General features: G+C 38.6%; 11 protein-coding genes, 22 tRNA genes and 1 rRNA gene. 3 read left to right on the top strand and 31 right to left on the bottom strand.

Annotated features, from left to right (window positions below; all coding sequences use genetic code 11):
* Positions 1 to 12: 12 nt before the first annotated feature.
* The 4 genes from glgA to glgB all read right to left on the bottom strand — a co-directional run bounded on the left by glgA (position 13) and on the right by glgB (position 5,647).
* On the bottom strand, positions 13 to 1,443 hold the full coding sequence (glgA, locus tag ABH959_RS22200; RefSeq protein WP_404491851.1) for a glycogen synthase GlgA: 1,431 nt from the start codon (positions 1,441 to 1,443) through the stop codon (positions 13 to 15).
* Between the two features lie 135 nt (positions 1,444 to 1,578).
* Entirely contained in the window at positions 1,579 to 2,613 is a 1,035-nt protein-coding gene (gene glgD / locus ABH959_RS22195; RefSeq protein ID WP_404448447.1) for a glucose-1-phosphate adenylyltransferase subunit GlgD, read from the bottom strand.
* 18 nt (positions 2,614 to 2,631) lie between these two features.
* On the bottom strand, positions 2,632 to 3,762 hold the full coding sequence (gene glgC / locus ABH959_RS22190) for a glucose-1-phosphate adenylyltransferase (RefSeq protein WP_404448449.1): 1,131 nt from the start codon (positions 3,760 to 3,762) through the stop codon (positions 2,632 to 2,634).
* On the bottom strand, positions 3,710 to 5,647 hold the full coding sequence (glgB, locus tag ABH959_RS22185) for a 1,4-alpha-glucan branching protein GlgB (protein ID WP_404448451.1): 1,938 nt from the start codon (positions 5,645 to 5,647) through the stop codon (positions 3,710 to 3,712). Before glgB ends, glgC begins: the two co-directional genes overlap by 53 nt.
* A 471-nt stretch (positions 5,648 to 6,118) precedes the next feature.
* Here glgB and ABH959_RS22180 point away from each other — a divergent pair, with 471 nt between their 5' ends.
* Both ABH959_RS22180 and ABH959_RS22175 read left to right on the top strand, forming a co-directional pair.
* Positions 6,119 to 6,724, top strand: a complete 606-nt coding sequence (locus ABH959_RS22180; protein WP_404493158.1) for a TasA family protein — start codon at positions 6,119 to 6,121, stop codon at positions 6,722 to 6,724.
* Between the two features lie 32 nt (positions 6,725 to 6,756).
* Positions 6,757 to 10,980, top strand: coding sequence for a S8 family serine peptidase (locus ABH959_RS22175; protein ID WP_404493157.1), 4,224 nt, complete (start codon positions 6,757 to 6,759; stop codon positions 10,978 to 10,980).
* Positions 10,981 to 11,154: 174 nt separating this feature from the next.
* Here the strand turns inward: ABH959_RS22175 and ABH959_RS22170 are convergent, their stop codons facing one another.
* The 3 genes from ABH959_RS22170 to ABH959_RS22160 all read right to left on the bottom strand — a co-directional run bounded on the left by ABH959_RS22170 (position 11,155) and on the right by ABH959_RS22160 (position 13,529).
* Positions 11,155 to 12,099, bottom strand: coding sequence for an L-lactate dehydrogenase (locus ABH959_RS22170; RefSeq protein WP_002089250.1), 945 nt, complete (start codon positions 12,097 to 12,099; stop codon positions 11,155 to 11,157).
* A gap of 467 nt (positions 12,100 to 12,566) precedes the next feature.
* Entirely contained in the window at positions 12,567 to 12,869 is a 303-nt protein-coding gene (locus ABH959_RS22165; protein WP_016120972.1) for a hypothetical protein, read from the bottom strand.
* Between the two features lie 60 nt (positions 12,870 to 12,929).
* Complete coding sequence (locus ABH959_RS22160; RefSeq protein WP_113938210.1) at positions 12,930 to 13,529, bottom strand: TetR/AcrR family transcriptional regulator; 600 nt, start codon at positions 13,527 to 13,529, stop codon at positions 12,930 to 12,932.
* A gap of 323 nt (positions 13,530 to 13,852) precedes the next feature.
* On the opposite strand from ABH959_RS22160, the gene ABH959_RS22155 reads away from it, so the two are divergent.
* Positions 13,853 to 15,076, top strand: a complete 1,224-nt coding sequence (locus tag ABH959_RS22155) for an MFS transporter (protein WP_113938211.1) — start codon at positions 13,853 to 13,855, stop codon at positions 15,074 to 15,076.
* Positions 15,077 to 15,106: 30 nt separating this feature from the next.
* Here the strand turns inward: ABH959_RS22155 and ABH959_RS22150 are convergent, their stop codons facing one another.
* From ABH959_RS22150 to rrf, 24 genes are all read right to left on the bottom strand, one after another.
* A complete protein-coding gene (locus ABH959_RS22150) occupies positions 15,107 to 15,262 on the bottom strand; it encodes a hypothetical protein (protein WP_181777957.1) in 156 nt (51 codons plus the stop codon).
* A 135-nt stretch (positions 15,263 to 15,397) separates the two neighbouring features.
* Positions 15,398 to 15,469, bottom strand: a tRNA-Glu gene (locus ABH959_RS22145).
* A 6-nt stretch (positions 15,470 to 15,475) separates the two neighbouring features.
* Positions 15,476 to 15,566 (bottom strand) — tRNA-Ser (locus tag ABH959_RS22140).
* A 6-nt stretch (positions 15,567 to 15,572) separates the two neighbouring features.
* A tRNA-Asn gene (locus tag ABH959_RS22135) sits at positions 15,573 to 15,647 on the bottom strand.
* A gap of 7 nt (positions 15,648 to 15,654) precedes the next feature.
* Positions 15,655 to 15,731: transfer RNA gene (locus ABH959_RS22130), tRNA-Ile, on the bottom strand.
* A gap of 6 nt (positions 15,732 to 15,737) precedes the next feature.
* Positions 15,738 to 15,808, bottom strand: a tRNA-Gly gene (locus ABH959_RS22125).
* A 13-nt stretch (positions 15,809 to 15,821) separates the two neighbouring features.
* Positions 15,822 to 15,897, bottom strand: a tRNA-Lys gene (locus ABH959_RS22120).
* A 10-nt stretch (positions 15,898 to 15,907) separates the two neighbouring features.
* A tRNA-Thr gene (locus ABH959_RS22115) sits at positions 15,908 to 15,983 on the bottom strand.
* A gap of 14 nt (positions 15,984 to 15,997) precedes the next feature.
* Positions 15,998 to 16,073 (bottom strand) — tRNA-Phe (locus tag ABH959_RS22110).
* A gap of 14 nt (positions 16,074 to 16,087) precedes the next feature.
* Positions 16,088 to 16,163, bottom strand: a tRNA-Asp gene (locus ABH959_RS22105).
* 3 nt (positions 16,164 to 16,166) lie between these two features.
* Positions 16,167 to 16,243: transfer RNA gene (locus ABH959_RS22100), tRNA-Met, on the bottom strand.
* Between the two features lie 27 nt (positions 16,244 to 16,270).
* Positions 16,271 to 16,363: transfer RNA gene (locus ABH959_RS22095), tRNA-Ser, on the bottom strand.
* Positions 16,364 to 16,380: 17 nt separating this feature from the next.
* Positions 16,381 to 16,457 (bottom strand) — tRNA-Ile (locus ABH959_RS22090).
* A gap of 4 nt (positions 16,458 to 16,461) precedes the next feature.
* Positions 16,462 to 16,538, bottom strand: a tRNA-Met gene (locus tag ABH959_RS22085).
* A 20-nt stretch (positions 16,539 to 16,558) separates the two neighbouring features.
* Positions 16,559 to 16,631: transfer RNA gene (locus ABH959_RS22080), tRNA-Ala, on the bottom strand.
* 14 nt (positions 16,632 to 16,645) lie between these two features.
* Positions 16,646 to 16,719: transfer RNA gene (locus tag ABH959_RS22075), tRNA-Pro, on the bottom strand.
* Between the two features lie 11 nt (positions 16,720 to 16,730).
* Positions 16,731 to 16,804, bottom strand: a tRNA-Arg gene (locus ABH959_RS22070).
* A 3-nt stretch (positions 16,805 to 16,807) separates the two neighbouring features.
* Positions 16,808 to 16,896 (bottom strand) — tRNA-Leu (locus ABH959_RS22065).
* Between the two features lie 16 nt (positions 16,897 to 16,912).
* Positions 16,913 to 16,987 (bottom strand) — tRNA-Gly (locus ABH959_RS22060).
* A gap of 28 nt (positions 16,988 to 17,015) precedes the next feature.
* Positions 17,016 to 17,096: transfer RNA gene (locus ABH959_RS22055), tRNA-Leu, on the bottom strand.
* A gap of 24 nt (positions 17,097 to 17,120) precedes the next feature.
* Positions 17,121 to 17,196, bottom strand: a tRNA-His gene (locus ABH959_RS22050).
* 10 nt (positions 17,197 to 17,206) lie between these two features.
* Positions 17,207 to 17,282: transfer RNA gene (locus tag ABH959_RS22045), tRNA-Thr, on the bottom strand.
* Between the two features lie 4 nt (positions 17,283 to 17,286).
* A tRNA-Val gene (locus ABH959_RS22040) sits at positions 17,287 to 17,362 on the bottom strand.
* A gap of 5 nt (positions 17,363 to 17,367) precedes the next feature.
* A 5S ribosomal RNA gene (gene rrf, locus ABH959_RS22035) occupies positions 17,368 to 17,483 on the bottom strand.
* Between the last annotated feature and the right edge of the window lie 182 nt (positions 17,484 to 17,665).

Below are 17,665 nucleotides of genomic sequence, written 5' to 3'. Positions count from 1 at the left end.
ACCACCTCAATGTTATTCCATGAGACTTTTATACAATTTCTTGTATGCAAGAGCAGATTTCCCCCAGCTATAATCTTCAGTCATCGCTTGCTTTACAAGCTTATCCCATACCGGTTTATCTTGATAAAACTCAATTGCACGAAGAATCGTATGTAACATGTCATGCGCATTAAAATTCGTAAAGCTAAAGCCATTCCCAATTCCAGTGTCCTCATCGTAAGAATGTACAGTATCATTTAATCCGCCTGTTTCTCTTACAATTGGAATCGTGCCATATGCTAGCGCAATAAGTTGTCCAAGTCCACACGGTTCAAACAGCGATGGCATTAAAAACAAATCGCTTCCCGCGTACACTTGGTGCGCTAACGCTTCATTAAACCCAATATATACTTTTACCTTTTCTGGATACTCGTATGCCATCCATTCAAAGAACTGCTCATATTCAGAATCGCCTGACCCCAAAATAATACATTGTACATCTTCTTCCATTATTTCACGGAATACAGTACGTACTAGATCAAGCCCCTTTTGCTTCGTTAATCGTGTTACCATCGAAATAACTGGTGTATCTTCTTTTTCTGGTAAACCAAAATAACGCTGCAATGCGCGTTTATTTTCACTCTTTTCCTCTAATGACTCTGCACTATACTGAGCCATAATATATGGATCTGTTTCTGGATTATATACACTCGTATCAATTCCATTTACAATGCCACTAAGCTTATCGTTATGCTTTCGTAGCAATCCATCTAACTTCTCACCGAAAAACTCATATTGAATCTCTTCTTTATATGTCGGGCTAACCGCTGTAATTTGGTCAGATGCGATAATACCGCCTTTCATAAAGTTCACGTTTCCATAAAACTCAAGCTGTTCACTATGAAAATATTCATGACCAAGCTCCAGTAAGTCGTACATCACTTCAGGAGGAAATACACCTTGGAACTGCAAGTTATGAATCGTATATACCGTTTTAATATGCTCATATAACGGGTTATCTTGATACTTTTCACGAAGTAAGAAATTAACCATAGCTGTATGCCAATCATGGCTATGAAGAACATCTACTTCGAAATCAAGATGCGGAATACACTCTAAAACTGCTTTTGAAAAATAAGAAAAACGCTCCCCATCATCATAATGGCCATATAGAGAATCTCTCTTAAAATAATATTCATTATCTATTAAGTAATACGTAATCCCGTCCTGCTCACCTTTTAAAATCCCGCAATATTGATTTCTCCATCCAAGAGGAACGTTAATTACTTTATGAAGCGTACATCCTTCTCTTAACTCTTTCGGGATAAGACTGTAGTTTGGAAGTATAATGCGAACATTCACTCCTAATTTTTTTAATTCTTTTGGAAGCGCTCCTGCTACATCAGCTAGACCTCCGGATTTAATAAACGGTACACATTCTGATACTGCAAATAAAATATTCACCTGTTGTTCCACTGCACGAAAAGCGTATACATCATAAATCGCTCCTCTTACAGCTTCCTCCCTTCAAGTTTTCATATAGAGTAAAACCTTAATTAGTGGGGGTTTTAAATCCCCCACTAATTATGCACCTGCTATTTACGAATAACTATTGATTGTACTATTTTGTACACTACCTTTTTCTACAACATATGGCTTATCAGCACTTCCTTTTAACACTACGCCGTCGCCAAGTTTCACATCTTTATCAATAATAACACCGTCTATTATACAATTATCTCCAATTTGGCTCTTTTGCATAATAATACTATTACGTACAATTGAACCTTTTCCAATTTTAACAGAACGGGCGACAACACTATTTTCCACTTCCCCTTCAATAATACTGCCGTTTGCAACCATTGTATTTTTCACTACTGCACCCTTCATATAACGAGTTGGTGGCTCATCTTTTACTTTCGTAAAGATCGGTGCTTCTTTCTTAAATAATTGCTTCCAAATAGAAGGCTGCAAAATTTCTAGACTATGTTTATAGTAACTTTCAATCGAATCAATAATAGCTACATACCCTGTATGCTCATACTTAGCAATATGCAGTGATTCCCCTCGCTTTTCTCTCACTACATCAAATAAACTGTATTGCTCCACATCTTTATATGTCTCAAATAAGTCTAGCAATAATTGTTTCTTTAACACATATGTTTGAAGCGAAACCCCTTCATGACAAACTTCAGTAATATCTGCAGACGTATGTATATGTCGCTCTAACACCGCTTGAAAGTTTAACGCTGTTACAAGATGGCTATTCGTAATAACAACATATTCTTCTCTGCTTCTTAGAAAATAATCAATATGTCTTCTAAAATGTGCAAAAGATCCAAATTCGTCATGATCACATTGGCAGTTCGGTGGGAATAAAAACAGGCCATCACGCTTTCTATCTAAATCCCACTGTTTTCCTGAACCGACATGATCCATTAAAGAACGATTTTTATGACTTGTAAAAACCGCCACGCTATGAATATTAGAATTCACCATATTTGAAAGCATGAAATCAATGAGTCGGTAACGGCCTCCAAACGGTAACGCCGCTAATGAACGATGCCCTGTTACTTTCTTTAAGGAAGGAAAACTTCCCGTTGCATTAATAATCCCCAACATTTTTTCTCCCATTCATTTCATCCCCCTTTTCTATTTTCCTTCAGCAATTAGTACTACATCGTCAACATTTTTTTCTGGGCGAATTATTGTCCCATCTTCAATAACCATTTCTGATCCAACAATCGCTCTTTCAATCACAACGTTTTTACCAATCTTTGCCCCAGGCATAACGACGGAATCGATTACCATACTACCTTCTTCTACCGTTACTCCTTGGAATAAAACAGAATGCTTCACGTCCCCTTCAATGACGCATCCTTCATTAATAAGTGACTCTTCTACTTTTGCCTGCTGTGCAATATATTGAGGTGGCTCATTTGGATTCACAGAATAAATGCGCCAATTACGATCGTTCAAGTTCAACGATGTTTCATCACGAAGTAAATCCATATTCGCTTCCCATAAGCTTTTCACCGTTCCAACATCTTTCCAATATCCTTCAAATGGATACGCCATCAACTTCTTCCCTTCATCTAATAAAAGCGGAAGTACATCTTTTCCGAAGTCATTACTAGATTCAGGATTTCTCGCATCCATCTCTAAATATTCTTTTAAAATAGCCCAGTTAAAAATATAAATTCCCATTGATGCAAGATTACTTCTTGGAAATTGCGGTTTCTCCTCAAATTCAACAACTTCCATCTCTTCATTTGTATTCATGATGCCAAAGCGACTTGCTTCATCCCAAGGCACTTCAATAACAGAAATTGAAACGTCCGCTTCTTTCTCAACATGATAATCTAGCATTTTACTGTAATCCATTTTATAAATATGGTCACCAGATAAAATAAGAACATATTCTGGTTCATACTGACTTAAATAGTTTAAGTTTTGATAAATAGCACTTGCCGTACCTGTATACCACTTCACACCTGAAGACTCCGCATAAGGAGGTAACACAGTGACTCCACCGTTTACACGATCAAGATCCCAAGCATTTCCGATTCCAATATAATTATGAAGTTCTAACGGTTGATATTGTGTTAAAATCCCCACCGTTTCAATACCGGAGTTTGCACAGTTACTTAACGTAAAATCAATAATGCGATATTTACCACCAAATGGAACAGCTGGCTTGGCTAAATTTTTTGTTAATGCACTTAAACGACTACCTTTTCCCCCTGCTAGTAACATTGCTACGCACTTTTGTTTTTGAGCCATCTTGTTTTTTGCTCCCCTTTCTCGTCTTCACTGGTCGTAATATGGATACGCCAAATGGTGGAATTGTAATTTCTACATGTGCCTCTTGATTATGGTATGGTTCTAGAATCGTCTTGAGACGTTTCTTATTAACTTGCCCCGATCCGCCATATTGCGCCGAGTCACTGTTTAAAATTTCGTTATAGTACTCGAAATCCGGTACACCTACTTTATAGTTTTCATATGTAGCTTTCGTAAAATTACATACGACAACTAACGCATCTTCCTGCTTATCCCCTTGGCGGATAAACGAGAAAATACTTTGCTCATTATTATTAGCATCAATCCACTGAAATCCTTCAGACGAGTGATCTAACTGCCAAAGTGGTTTTGAGCGCTTATACAATGCTATGAGCTCTTTAAAGTAATCATGCATATTACGATGCATTTCAAAATCATGTAAATTCCAATCTAAATCTTCAAGGTCTTTCCACTCATCAAATTGCCCGAATTCTCCACCCATAAAGAGTAATTTCTTACCTGGATGAGTAAAGAAATATCCATATAATAAACGAAGCTGAGCAAACTTATCCCAGTAATCTCCCGGCATTTTATTTAATAACGACTTTTTCCCATGAACGACTTCATCATGAGAAAGCGGCAATATGAAGTTTTCAGAGTGAGCATATATTAAAGAAAATGTCATTTTCTCATGAATGTATTTCCGGTACTCTGGCGCACATTCCATATATTTCAGCACGTCATTCATCCAACCCATATTCCATTTATAATTGAATCCAAGTCCACCCTCGTATGTTGGAGCTGTTACAAGTGGCCAAGCTGTTGAATCTTCCGCTGTCATAAGAAACTCTTCATCTTCTGCAAACACGGCTTCATTTAACTCTCGTAAGAAAGAAACGGCGTGTTCATTGCTTTGCTCTTTTCCTTCTTTATTCCAGTACAGCATATTCGCAACTGCATCTACTCTGAACCCATCAATATGGAAATACCTCATCCAAAATAACGCATTTGAAATTAAAAAATTACGTACTTCCCTCTTTCCTAAATCAAAATTAACAGTTCCCCATACCTGGTTTTCTTGTACATCTATATCTTTATATTCATAAGTCGGTGTCCCATCAAACAAATATAAACCGTGAGCATCTTTACAAAAATGCCCCGGCACCCAATCTAAAATGACACCGATTCCATATTTATGACATTCATCGACAAAATACATCAAATCATGTGGCGTGCCGAATCTACTTGTCGCTGCATAATATCCTGTTCCTTGATATCCCCAAGAACGATCATATGGATGCTCAACAAGCGGCATAATTTCAATATGTGTAAATTGATGTTCCACCACATACGGAATGAGCTCCTCGGCCATTTCTCTGTAAGAATACAGAGCGCCATCTTCTTTCTTTTTCCAAGAACCGAAATGTAATTCATAAACTGTCATCGCTTCTTTATAAATCGATTTTTTCTTTCTCTTACGAATCCAGTTTTTATCATTCCATTCATATCCCTCTATATCAAAAACTACAGATGCCGTATTTGGTCTTACTTCTGCATATACAGCGTAAGGATCTGCTTTTAAAATAACGGCATCGTCCATCGTTTCAATCGCATACTTGTATATCTCATTCTCTTCAATATGCGGTACAAACAAGGACCAAATCCCCTCTTCTGTCACTTGTAGCATCTTATGTTGCTCATAATCCCATTCATTAAAATTCCCAACAACACTCATTGCTTTCGCATGAGGAGCCCATACTGTGAATCGTACACCTCGCATCCCATCTTCCGTCACAATATGTGCCCCAAAGATGTTATAACTGTCATAGTACTTTTCTGTATGAAACTCATCTCGTTTCACTTCTTCACAATTTATTACATCCAATATGTTCACCTCACTAAGATGACAGAAATTTTTTACTCTTTATCATTTCTGCGAAAAACTGAAATATCCTTGTTATTTTTTAAAAAATATTCGTTTTTTTCTTAAATTTCACTTAAAATTTTCACATTTTCCGTGTAAATTATCGAATTTTGACGAATATTCATTGCAAACGCTTCATTTCCTACTAGCCTTTCATCCTATTATTTATTTCTCAACCTTTATTTCATAAGATTTATCCTATTTTACTCGCTATTTATCACTTAAAATCGTAACAAAATAATCTGTCATAAAAAAAAGTTTCTCAATATTTTTTGTCACAATTTTATTGAAATGGAAAATTCATAAGCATATACTCATTCTCAATAAAGAACATTGAACTTTCGCAAATATAATTCATACTGAAACACTATGTTTACTCTATCGATGCTCCAGGCGAAAGTCTGATAAAAATTAAATTAGGGGGGCTTTCTTATGTCATTAAAACAAAAGGTTGGAATGGGAGTTGTCACAGCTTCACTTGGCTTATCCCTTACATTCGGCGGTGTATTCGCCTATTTCAGTGATTCTGAAACATCTAGTAACTCATTTCAAGCTGGTACACTAGATCTTTCTATTAACCCAAGTGTAATTGTTAATGTGAAAGATTTAAAACCAGGTGATTTGATTGAAAGAAATTTCAAGCTTGAAAACAAAGGAACATTGGATATTGCAAAAGTAGCACTTGAAACATCCTATGAGGTTACAGATGCAAAGCAAAATAATGATGGTGAAGATTTAGGTGATCACATCATCGTCAAATTTTTAGTGAATGATGGAAAACCATCTAATCCAAACGATGATCATGAAATTTTGTGGGAAACAAAACTATCAGACTTAAAAACTATGAAACCTGAAGATGTAGCTACTTCTCTAGAACGTCATAACTTAATAGACGGTATTAAGTCTGGTGAAACAGATTATTTACACGTTCTCTTCTCCTTTGAAGACAACGACCAAGATCAAAATAAATTCCAGGGTGATTCCTTACATCTAAACTGGACATTCCATGCAGAGCAAACACCAGGCGTGGAGAAATAATTTTTAAAATATAAATTATCGGAGGCCTATACATGAAAAAGAAAAATCGTTTTGTTACCGGAATTGTAACGGCTGGCGTTCTATTTTCAACTGCCCTTCCGTTCAATGTACTTGCTGAAAACCCTATTAACCAAATTGACTCTTCAAACGCCCAGTCTTTACTATCAAAACTTTCTAAAGAACAGCGCCAGGCATTACAAACGTTAGATGCCAATCCTGGTTTTACTATTTCACCAGATATTAATACGAGTAGTTCTGAACCAGTAAATATCATTGTAGAATTTCAAACTGCTCCAGTAAAGATTAATGAATTAAAACAAAAAGAAAAAGGGTTACAAGCTGCTCCCGAAAATATAAAAGCACGTATTGATCAAGAACATGAGGAATTCCAAAAAGGATTAAAACGCCTTTATCAATTCTGCTCATCAGTAAAATCAGGGAATTTCCAGTCTGTACAAATTAAACGTTCTTATAAGCATGCTATAAATGGGGTTGCGCTAACGTTACCTGCAAATACAGTGGAAGAATTGTTACGAATTGGCGTTGTAAAACGTATTTGGAAAGATTACGAAGTGAAATTAGATTTACCAAAACAAGCGGAGCAAAAAGCACCTCAAAAACTAACAGATAGCATTCCGCAAATTGGAGTAGACAAGTTACATAGCGAGGGCATTACCGGAAAAGGTATTAAAGTTGGTGTATTAGATACGGGTATTGATTACAATCACCCTGACTTAAAAGACGTGTATAAAGGCTATCGCGCAAAACCGGGTGAAGATTCTAGTAAGGTAGACCCAAACTCTGTAAAAGGTTGGGACTTTATTAATAACGATGCAGATCCGATGGAAACAACTTATACAGAGTGGCAACAATCTGGCGCTCCTGAATTTAATAATCGTGGTTCTTCCTTCTACACAGCACACGGTACTCACGTAGCAGGTATTGTTTCTGCTCAAAAGAAAAATAAATCAGATTCCGCAGTAAAAGGTGTTGCACCTGACATTGAACTTTATAACTATCGTGTACTTGGTCCGTACGGTAGCGGGGATAGTTCAGGTATTATCGCTGCAATTGATAAATCTATTTCTGACGGGATGAACGTTATTAACTTATCGTTAGGTGATGATAGCAACAATCCACTTGATCCAACATCTATCGCTGTCAATAACGCGATGCTTTCCGGTGTCGTTACAGTCGTTGCTGCCGGGAACTCTGGGCCAAATCCAGCAACACTCGGATCACCAGGTGCTTCTCCATTTGCTATTACAGTTGGGGCAAGCGATAGCTCTATTTCCTTACCGAAACTATCAGGGCATGCAGGACAGTTACAATTTTCTAATCTCATTTTATTCGGAAAAAATTTCACTGATAAAATAGAAGATTTCAAAGGACAAACTTTACCTATTGAATCTGTAGGAATCGGTACGCCTGACGAGTTTAGCAAAAAAGATGTAAAAGGAAAAATCGCTCTCGTTGCACGTGGTACACTCTCCTTTGATGAAAAAATTGCGAACGCAAAACAAGCAGGTGCAAAAGCCGTTATTATTTATAACAACGTGGATGGAGAAATTCCTTTCTATGTTGGTGAAAGCACAAAATACATTCCAGCATTCCGCTTAACGAAAGAAGACGGCGAAAAACTAAAAGCTCAAATCGAACAAGGTAGCACATCCTTAACTTTCGATGAGATTAATTACATTCAAACAGAAGGCGATCATCTTGCAGACTTTAGCTCACGCGGCCCTGTTATATCAAATGATGATATTAAACCAGATATTACAGCACCTGGTGTTGCTGTACTTTCAACAGTACCTGAATATATTAACGATCCACAAGAAGGGGAAAATTATGATGTTTCCTATGAGCGCATGCAAGGAACTTCAATGGCTTCTCCTCACATCGCTGGTGTGGCTGCACTTATTTTACAAGAACATCCAGAATACACTCCATTTGATGTGAAAGCTTCCCTCATGAATACTGCTGATGATTTAAAAGAGAAGTATTCCGTATATGAAGTTGGAGCTGGACGAGTAGATGCTTACAACTCCGTTCATACTGAAACGAGTTTTAAAGTGTTAGATACAACAAAAACAATAGTTAATGATGAAGTGATTGAAGTACCAGAAGAAACTGGATCAATTGCATTCGGGAAGTACTATCAAAAAGATGGGGAATCAATTGAACAAAAACGAAAAATTAAAATTGAGAATCGTAATAAACAGGAGAAAAAAGAATTTAAAACAGAAATTTCTTATACACCAGCATCTTCCACTATTAACGATGCTATCGCAAGCGGTGTAAAAGTTTCTACTTCTGAAACAATAACAATTGATGCTGGTAAATCAGATGAAATTGAAGCAAAAATTAATATTCCAGCTGGTGCAAAGCAAGGCCGATATGAAGGGTATATTCATATTACAAACACGAAAAATAAAGAAGAAACGTATCAAATTCCGTTCTCTATTCGTGTATCAGAGCCTGGTATTGAAAATGCACTATTATCAAGAAAAACAATCTCAACTGATACATCTAAATTCAATCCATACCGTGAATCATATGTTCACGGGGCGTTCCAATTAAACAGCGAACTTGAAACGTTAGATCTTATCGTGAAAGACTCAAAAACAAATAAAGCGCTCGGCTTCATCGGAACATTAAACACGAGTGGACTACAAACGGATGTGTATTACTACTTAGATTCATTCTTTAACGGCAGAGTGTATCCTTTTACAAATGATCCTGCAAAACCAATTGGTGATGAGAAAATCGACTTACCAGAAGGAGATTACACAATTGAATTTGTTGGCTATGATAAAGCCGGGAAGGCACGTGTGAAAGGTGATTATGTCGTAATTGATAATACACCGCCAGAAGTGAAATTAACTGGATTACAGCCTGGTATTTATGAATTAAATGAAGAAAACTATACAGTAGAAGACGGTAAAAAAGCACTATGGATTAAGGGAAATGTGTATGATTCAAACGTTGACTACTTAAAAGGAAAAGGGTTAAACATTACGCAAGAAGCGAACGGGGTTATGTACTATGACTATTCCCCATACTTGCATAAGTTTTTACCGATTACTGAAAATGGCGACTTTAAAGTTGGTATTACACCTGACTCCTTCAGAACGGAAGGCCCAATGAACACAGGCGTATATATTTTCGATTATGCAACTGCAGGCCCCAACTATCCAAGCGGTGTAAATAACTATTGGTTCATCCCGCAAGGTGCTCAATATGCGAAAGCTAGTTATGATAAAAAAGAATTATATAAAAATGATGAATTCACTGTGACACTAGATGCTAAACATGTGAAACAATTTGTATCTGGAGAATTTAACGTGAAATTCCTAGAGAAGAACTTCAAATTTGCAAATGCGAAATTGAATCCTGCTTTTGAAAAACTCCTTTCTGAAAAAGGTGTAACTGCAAAAGTAAATGAGCCGAAATTAGAAGAAGGTTCTGTTACAGTAGGCGGAGCTATTGATGATAAAAACTTCGCTGGATTAGACGGTGATTTCCCATTCATTGATGTAACTTTCAAAGTAGAAAATGATGAATTTTATGAAGCAAATGCTCAGTTAGATTTACCAGTGTTCGTTTACTGGAAACAAGGTGAATCAGAGCCAAACAGAATGCGTATACTGCAAGATCAAACATTCTCAGTTATGTCTTTAAACTCACTAGTAGAAGGAAATATTAAACCTGGTGCATTCGTAAATGAACGTGGATATTTAGATGAAAAGTTTGATTATACGAAACTTGGCGTAAAAGTATATGCAACTGATTCTTACCGTCATAAATTTGAAGGCTCACTGGATAAATACGGATACTTCAAATTAAATGGACTTCCTGTTAATAAACGTGACTATAACTTATACGTAGAAGTTCCAGGGCATTTAACAAGCCGCCTAACAACGAAATTAGGTACTGAAAAAGATGGTAAGCTGCTTGGCCAGTATTATTACGCACGACCTGATGAAAACCTTGCAGGTGATGTAAATGGAGATAAAGTCATTGATATTAAAGATGCTGAAATTATCGCTAGCAACTATGGTAAAAAAGGACTATCGGTGAAAGACGGCGACCTTAATAATGACGGCATCGTCGACGAAAAAGACATTCGCTTCGTTGAAAAGAACTTCTTGAAAAAAGGACCGGATGCAGCAAAATCACAAACACCTGTAGAAAAATCAAAAAGCGGTACACTCGCAGATATTTTAAAGAAATTAGGATTAACACCGAAAAAATAACACATAAAAGCACTCTATTCGAAAATAGAGTGCTTTTTTCTATAAATGACCCTTATCCAGCAAAAGGGGTATATTGGGGATATACAAGGGAAACCGGAAAAGGAATTTATATTAAATTATATAAAAACTCAGAGGTAGGAAGCAGTTTCCCGCCTCTGAATTATTTAGCAATTATTATAGTACTGGTGCCATTGTTTCTTTTAATACTTTTACAGAATGAGCGAACTTCACTTTTTCTTCTTCGTTTAATTCAAGTTCTACGATTTCACGTACACCTTCGCGGTTAATAACAGCTGGAACACCTACGTAAGCATCTTTCTCACCATATTGACCTTCAAGGTATGCAGATACAGTTAATACGCTGTTCTCGTTACTTAAGATCGCTTTAGTTACACGAAGTAGTGACATACCGATTCCGTAGTAAGTTGCGCCTTTACGCTCAATAATGTGGTAAGCTGCATCGCGTACATTTTCAAAGATTTTATCTAAATCTTCTTGGTTATACTGTTCGTTGTTCGCTAAGATTGTTTCTAGTTTTTGTACACCTACAGTAGCGTGGCTCCATACTGGAAGTTCAGTGTCACCGTGCTCACCAACGATGTAAGCATGAACGTTACGTGGATCTACATCTAAGTAGTCACCTAACATGTAACGGAAACGAGCAGAGTCTAAAGTAGTACCAGAACCGATTACGCGCTCTTTCGGTAAACCAGATTCTTTCCAAGTTACGTAAGTTAAAATATCAACTGGGTTAGTTGCAATTAAGAAGATTCCATCGAATCCGCTATCCATAATACCACGAACGATTTGTTTAAAGATCTTTGTATTTTTCTCAACTAAGTCTAAACGAGTTTCGCCTGGCTTTTGTGGTAATCCAGCAGTGATAACTACTAAATCTGCATCTTTACAATCTGCATAGCTACCGCTCCAAACTTTTGTTGGTGCTGGAGAGAATGGTACCGCATGGCTTAAGTCCATTGCTTCTCCTTCTGCTTTTGCTTCATTAACATCTACTAGTACGAATTCTTCAGCTACACCTTGGTTGATCATTGAGTAAGCATAACTACAACCTACAGCTCCTGTTCCTACTAATACTACGCGATTGATACCTTTTTTCATGTTAATTTCCCCTTTCAATTGTTTACATCTATTTTTTATTATTGTTTAAGTAATTAATTAAAATACTAATTTAATGTTGTTTAACTTCTTTACATACATATTGTAGCACGGATCATTGTGAATTCATTCACAAATTATGACCTATTTGTGAACTTTTTCACATAGAGTGTAAAATGATTAGATCAAGTGTGGAATCAATACCAATGAAGATGTTTTATAAAGATTGTGAATCGAAATAAACAAGTTTAATTACCACTTTAAAAATGTTTTTACCCCTCTCCATTTTTAGCAACGTACAGATAATATCATTTCATCAATAGAAGAAATAAAAGAGTAGCCTCAAACTACTCCTCATGCGGTAACACACTATATAAACGAAGCTGGGCATTTCTTCCCTGATGCCCTAGCATATGGGAATCTATTCTACAAACCATTTTCCAAGATACAAGTAAGCAAAACGTAACATATTAAACTTCCAGCTGATCTACTATGAGAAGAATAAATACAACAACAATATCTACCCCAGCTAAAATACCAAAGTAAAATCCCTCAACGTTGAAGAAAAATGCAACTGGTGGAAACAATATTGTTTCTACTCCAAATAGAATAACTACTACACCTACTCGTCTTGCTAACACCCTTTCATTCTTTGGATGGAATACAGTATTATATCCTGCAATGAAAGGTGTTCTTTCTTTTTTCAATATATTACTTCCTATCCATATAAATAAACAGCCTGCTAATGCGAAAAGGAGCAAATAAATTAACATGAGCTGTATCACCTCCATTTTGGCAATTACTGTATATTAATAAAGAAATATCCGTTAAAATCATGCATTCTTTTCTAATAATAAACCATTCAATATAAGTGATAGGCTATGTAAAGCTTTAGACAACTGTGCCTCGGCATCTTCAGAATTCGCGATCCAACAAGCAAGGTCCACTAGTCCGCCATTTATGAATCTTGCTAAAGCTTCACAGTCCGTCTTTTCAATAATACAATCCTTCATTAGTTGCTGAAGTATCTCCGCCATCGTCGCTAAACATTGTGACTGTGATGATTGATAATAACTAGTTCCTAATACTGCTGGTGCATCTCGAAGTACGATTCGCTGAATTTCTGGATCAAGTGCCATCGTTAAATAAGCTCGACAGCGCCCAACAAATCCTTCCCAATTACCTTCCGCCTCATCTGATACTTTCCGTAATTTATTATCCATTTCCATATCAATTTCTTTTACAACTGCTTCTAGCAATCCTTTTTTATCGCCAAAATGATGATAAATTGCACCACGCGTTAAACCGACAGATGCAGTAAAATCATCCATAGATGTGTTTACATATCCAACTGTACCGAAAGCCTCTCTTGCTGCACTCAGCAATTTAGCGCGTGTTTCAATGATCATTTCTGCTCTTGTTTTTTTAACCATCTTTTCCTCCTACTTCTATTCATTCCCTTTATTCAAAATGAATCCCATTATAGTATCGTTCTCTATATAAAAGAATAACTCCTTTTAACGTTAGCTCTCCATCCAGAGATAAAACATTTCAATTGACATACGCACCGTATGTTAATATGATATTGACATACGGTACGTATGTCAATTTTTTCTAGCTTACAAGATAATATAACTTCTTACTTATACCCTAAATTGACTCACTGTCCCTTTTTATAGAAGGTATTAACGACACAGAGGAGGAGTTAAAAGAATGAAGAATGTATATGTAAACGTCAAATACTTTGGTGATTATTATGTTTAATTCCTACCGTGAGATTTTCAGTGCTTCTGGTACAAAAGGATTCTCATTAGCAGGCTTTATAGCTCGGATGCCCATATCAATGATGGGGATTGGTATTGTTACAATGTTATCTCAGTTACGTGGTGACTATTGGCTTGCCGGAGCCGTTGCAGCCACCTTCACATTATCATCAGCTTTACTAGCTCCTCATATTTCTCGTATGGCTGATCAATTAGGGCAATCTCGTATACTTCTTCCGACTACAGGTATCAGTGTTTTCTTTACGATTCTCTTACTTCTATGTACGAAATATGAGGCTCCTTATTGGACGCTATTTCTATCCGCCTTATGTGCGGGTTGTATGCCAAACATGTCGGCCATGGTACGTGCACGTTGGACTAAACTATACCGTGGATCTCATAAATTGCATACAGCATTTTCCTTCGAATCGGTCGTCGATGAACTTTGCTTCATCATTGGTCCTGTATTATCCGTCAGTTTAAGTGTTATGTTCTTCCCAGAAGCAGGACCACTTTTATCATGTGTTTTTCTTACAATCGGGGTATGCCTATTCACCATGCAAAAAAGCACAGAACCACATGTACATCCCCACGACATTACAAACAAAGGAACAGTATTTAAAATTGGTACATTACGAGTGCTTGTATTCACACTCATCGCTATAGGTACTATATTTGGCACAATAGATGTAGTTAGTGTGGCTTTTGCTGAGCATCAAGGAAACACAGTAGCTGCTAGCTTTGTGCTTTCCGTCTATGCAATCGGTTCATGCCTGGCAGGTCTTATTTTCGGCACTCTTAAACTCAGTACTCCACCATATAATCAATTTTTAATAGCAGTCACACTATCAATGGTAACAATGCTGCCACTAGTTTTCGTAAACACTATTGCTTGGCTAGTAGTTATTGTTTTCTTTGCAGGCTTATCTGTTGCCCCTACTATGATTATTACTATGGGACTGGTGGAAAAAATCGTACCTGAATCAAAAATAACCGAAGGAATGACCTGGGCAATTACAGGACTTGGTATTGGAGTCTCTCTAGGATCAGCGGTAGCTGGTTTAATTATTGATACCTTTGGAGCTCGCGCAGGATTTAGTGTGGCTATTATTGCAGGAGGCCTTGCCTTAATTATTGCACTTTTAGGATACAAAACTCTCCACTCCGCATATAGTCATGCTGTTATGAAACCGGATGGGCATTCAGCAGAGAATTAAAACATATTCAAAAAATAGGATTACCTCTTCTTATGCATAAGAAGAGGTAATCCCATTTAAATTAATATAACTTTTTTGTATCGTATCTTGAACGATATTCTCTGCTTCTGCTCGTGTTACTCCAATTTTAAGCAAATATCTATAAATACTTTTTGATGTTTCTATAATGACCTTTTCATACTCCATCGCTCTCTCCTTTCTATTAGTTAGACGCTTCAAATAGAAAAAAGTATACAAAAATCTATAAAAAAAAGCAGACTATCAAAAGTCCACTTTTATACAACAAAAAAGAGATAGCAGATTATGCTATCTCTTTTAGTATGACCCGTACGGGATTCGAACCCGTGTTACCGCCGTGAAAGGGCGGTGTCTTAACCACTTGACCAACGGGCCAAAATCTGGCAGAGAAGAAGGGATTCGAACCCTCGCACCGCGTTCGCGATCTACTCCCTTAGCAGGGGAGCCCCTTGAGCCACTTGGGTACTTCTCTATAATATGGCTCCGCAGGTAGGACTCGAACCTACGACCGATCGGTTAACAGCCGATAGCTCTACCACTGAGCTACTGCGGAATAATTATGGTGGGCCTAAATGGACTCGAACCATCGACCTCACGCTTATCAGGCGTGCGCTCTAACCAGCTGAGCTATAGGCCCATAAAAAGCGGGTGAAGAGAATCGAACTCTCGACCAGAGCTTGGAAGGCTCTTGTTTTACCACTAAACTACACCCGCATTAAATTAAAAATGGTGAGCCATGAAGGATTCGAACCTTCGACCCTCTGATTAAAAGTCAGATGCTCTACCAACTGAGCTAATGGCTCATTTTGAAAGTGGTGCCGGCTAGAGGACTTGAACCCCCAACCTACTGATTACAAGTCAGTTGCTCTACCAATTGAGCTAAGCCGGCTTGCGATTTCAAAATGGTGGCTCGGGACGGAATCGAACCGCCGACACGAGGATTTTCAGTCCTCTGCTCTACCGACTGAGCTACCGAGCCTTTATGTAAAAAAATGGCGGTCCCGACCGGGGTCGAACCGGCGATCTCCTGCGTGACAGGCAGGCATGTTAACCACTACACCACGGGACCATTTGGTTGCGGGGACAGGATTTGAACCTGCGACCTTCGGGTTATGAGCCCGACGAGCTACCGTACTGCTCCACCCCGCGATGATATAATATTTAATTTAGAAAAAATGGAGGAGGTAGAGGGATTCGAACCCCCGCGCGACTCTCGCCGCCTGTCGGTTTTCAAGACCGATCCCTTCAGCCGAACTTGGGTATACCTCCGAGATATGAACTTTGAGTGGTGGACCTTGTAGGACTCGAACCTACGACCGGACGGTTATGAGCCGTCTGCTCTAACCAGCTGAGCTAAAGGTCCTTTATGGTAGCGGCGGAGGGGATCGAACCCCCGACCTCACGGGTATGAACCGTACGCTCTAGCCAGCTGAGCTACACCGCCATAAGTTATATTCAAATAAGTGGAGCCTAGCGGGATCGAACCGCTGACCTCCTGCGTGCAAGGCAGGCGCTCTCCCAGCTGAGCTAAGGCCCCATATTTTGAAAATATCGGGAAGACAGGATTTGAACCTGCGACCCCCTGGTCCCAAACCAGGTGCTCTACCAAGCTGAGCCACTTCCCGTTAATAAAAAACGCGCCCGAGAGGAGTCGAACCCCTAACCTCTTGATCCGTAGTCAAACGCTCTATCCAATTGAGCTACGGGCGCATATGGTGCCGAGGGCGGGGGTCGAACCCGCACGGTGGTCACCCACCGCAGGATTTTAAGTCCTGTGCGTCTGCCTGTTCCGCCACCCCGGCATGTCATACTGAAAATTGGAGCGGAAGACGGGATTCGAACCCGCGACCCCAACCTTGGCAAGGTTGTATTCTACCACTGAACTACTTCCGCAAGACATGTTTGAGTTATTTTATTAAAGTGCGGGTGAAGGGAGTCGAACCCCCACGCCAAAGGCGCTAGATCCTAAGTCTAGTGCGTCTGCCAATTCCGCCACACCCGCATATTATAATTTAAAAAGAAAAAATGGGGCGACTGATGGGAATTGAACCCACGAGTGCCGGAGCCACAATCCGGTGCGTTAACCACTTCGCCACAACCGCCATGATTTTCTGGTGCCGACTAGAGGACTTGAACCCCCAACCTACTGATTACAAGTCAGTTGCTCTACCAATTGAGCTAAGTCGGCTAAATGGTGGAGGATGACGGGATCGAACCGCCGACCCCCTGCTTGTAAGGCAGGTGCTCTCCCAGCTGAGCTAATCCTCCGAATTGCCTGGCAACGTCCTACTCTCACAGGGACAAGGTCCCAACTACCATCGGCGCTAGAGAGCTTAACTTCCGTGTTCGGTATGGGAACGGGTGTGACCTCTCTGCCATCATTACCAGACTGTATTCATTTAAGACAAGAATTATCATAACTTATTCGACATTTAAAGTCAATAAGTTTTTTATATTCTTTCAAAACTAGATAACATTGCTTCATATTATATGGTTAAGTCCTCGATCTATTAGTATTCGTCAGCTCCACATGTCACCATGCTTCCACCTCGAACCTATCAACCTGATCAT

Source organism: Bacillus sp. RC51 (assembly GCF_044908115.1).
GTDB classification, from domain to species: Bacteria; Bacillota; Bacilli; order Bacillales; family Bacillaceae_G; genus Bacillus_A; species Bacillus_A mycoides.
This window is presented reverse-complemented; position numbering and strand designations above follow the sequence as displayed.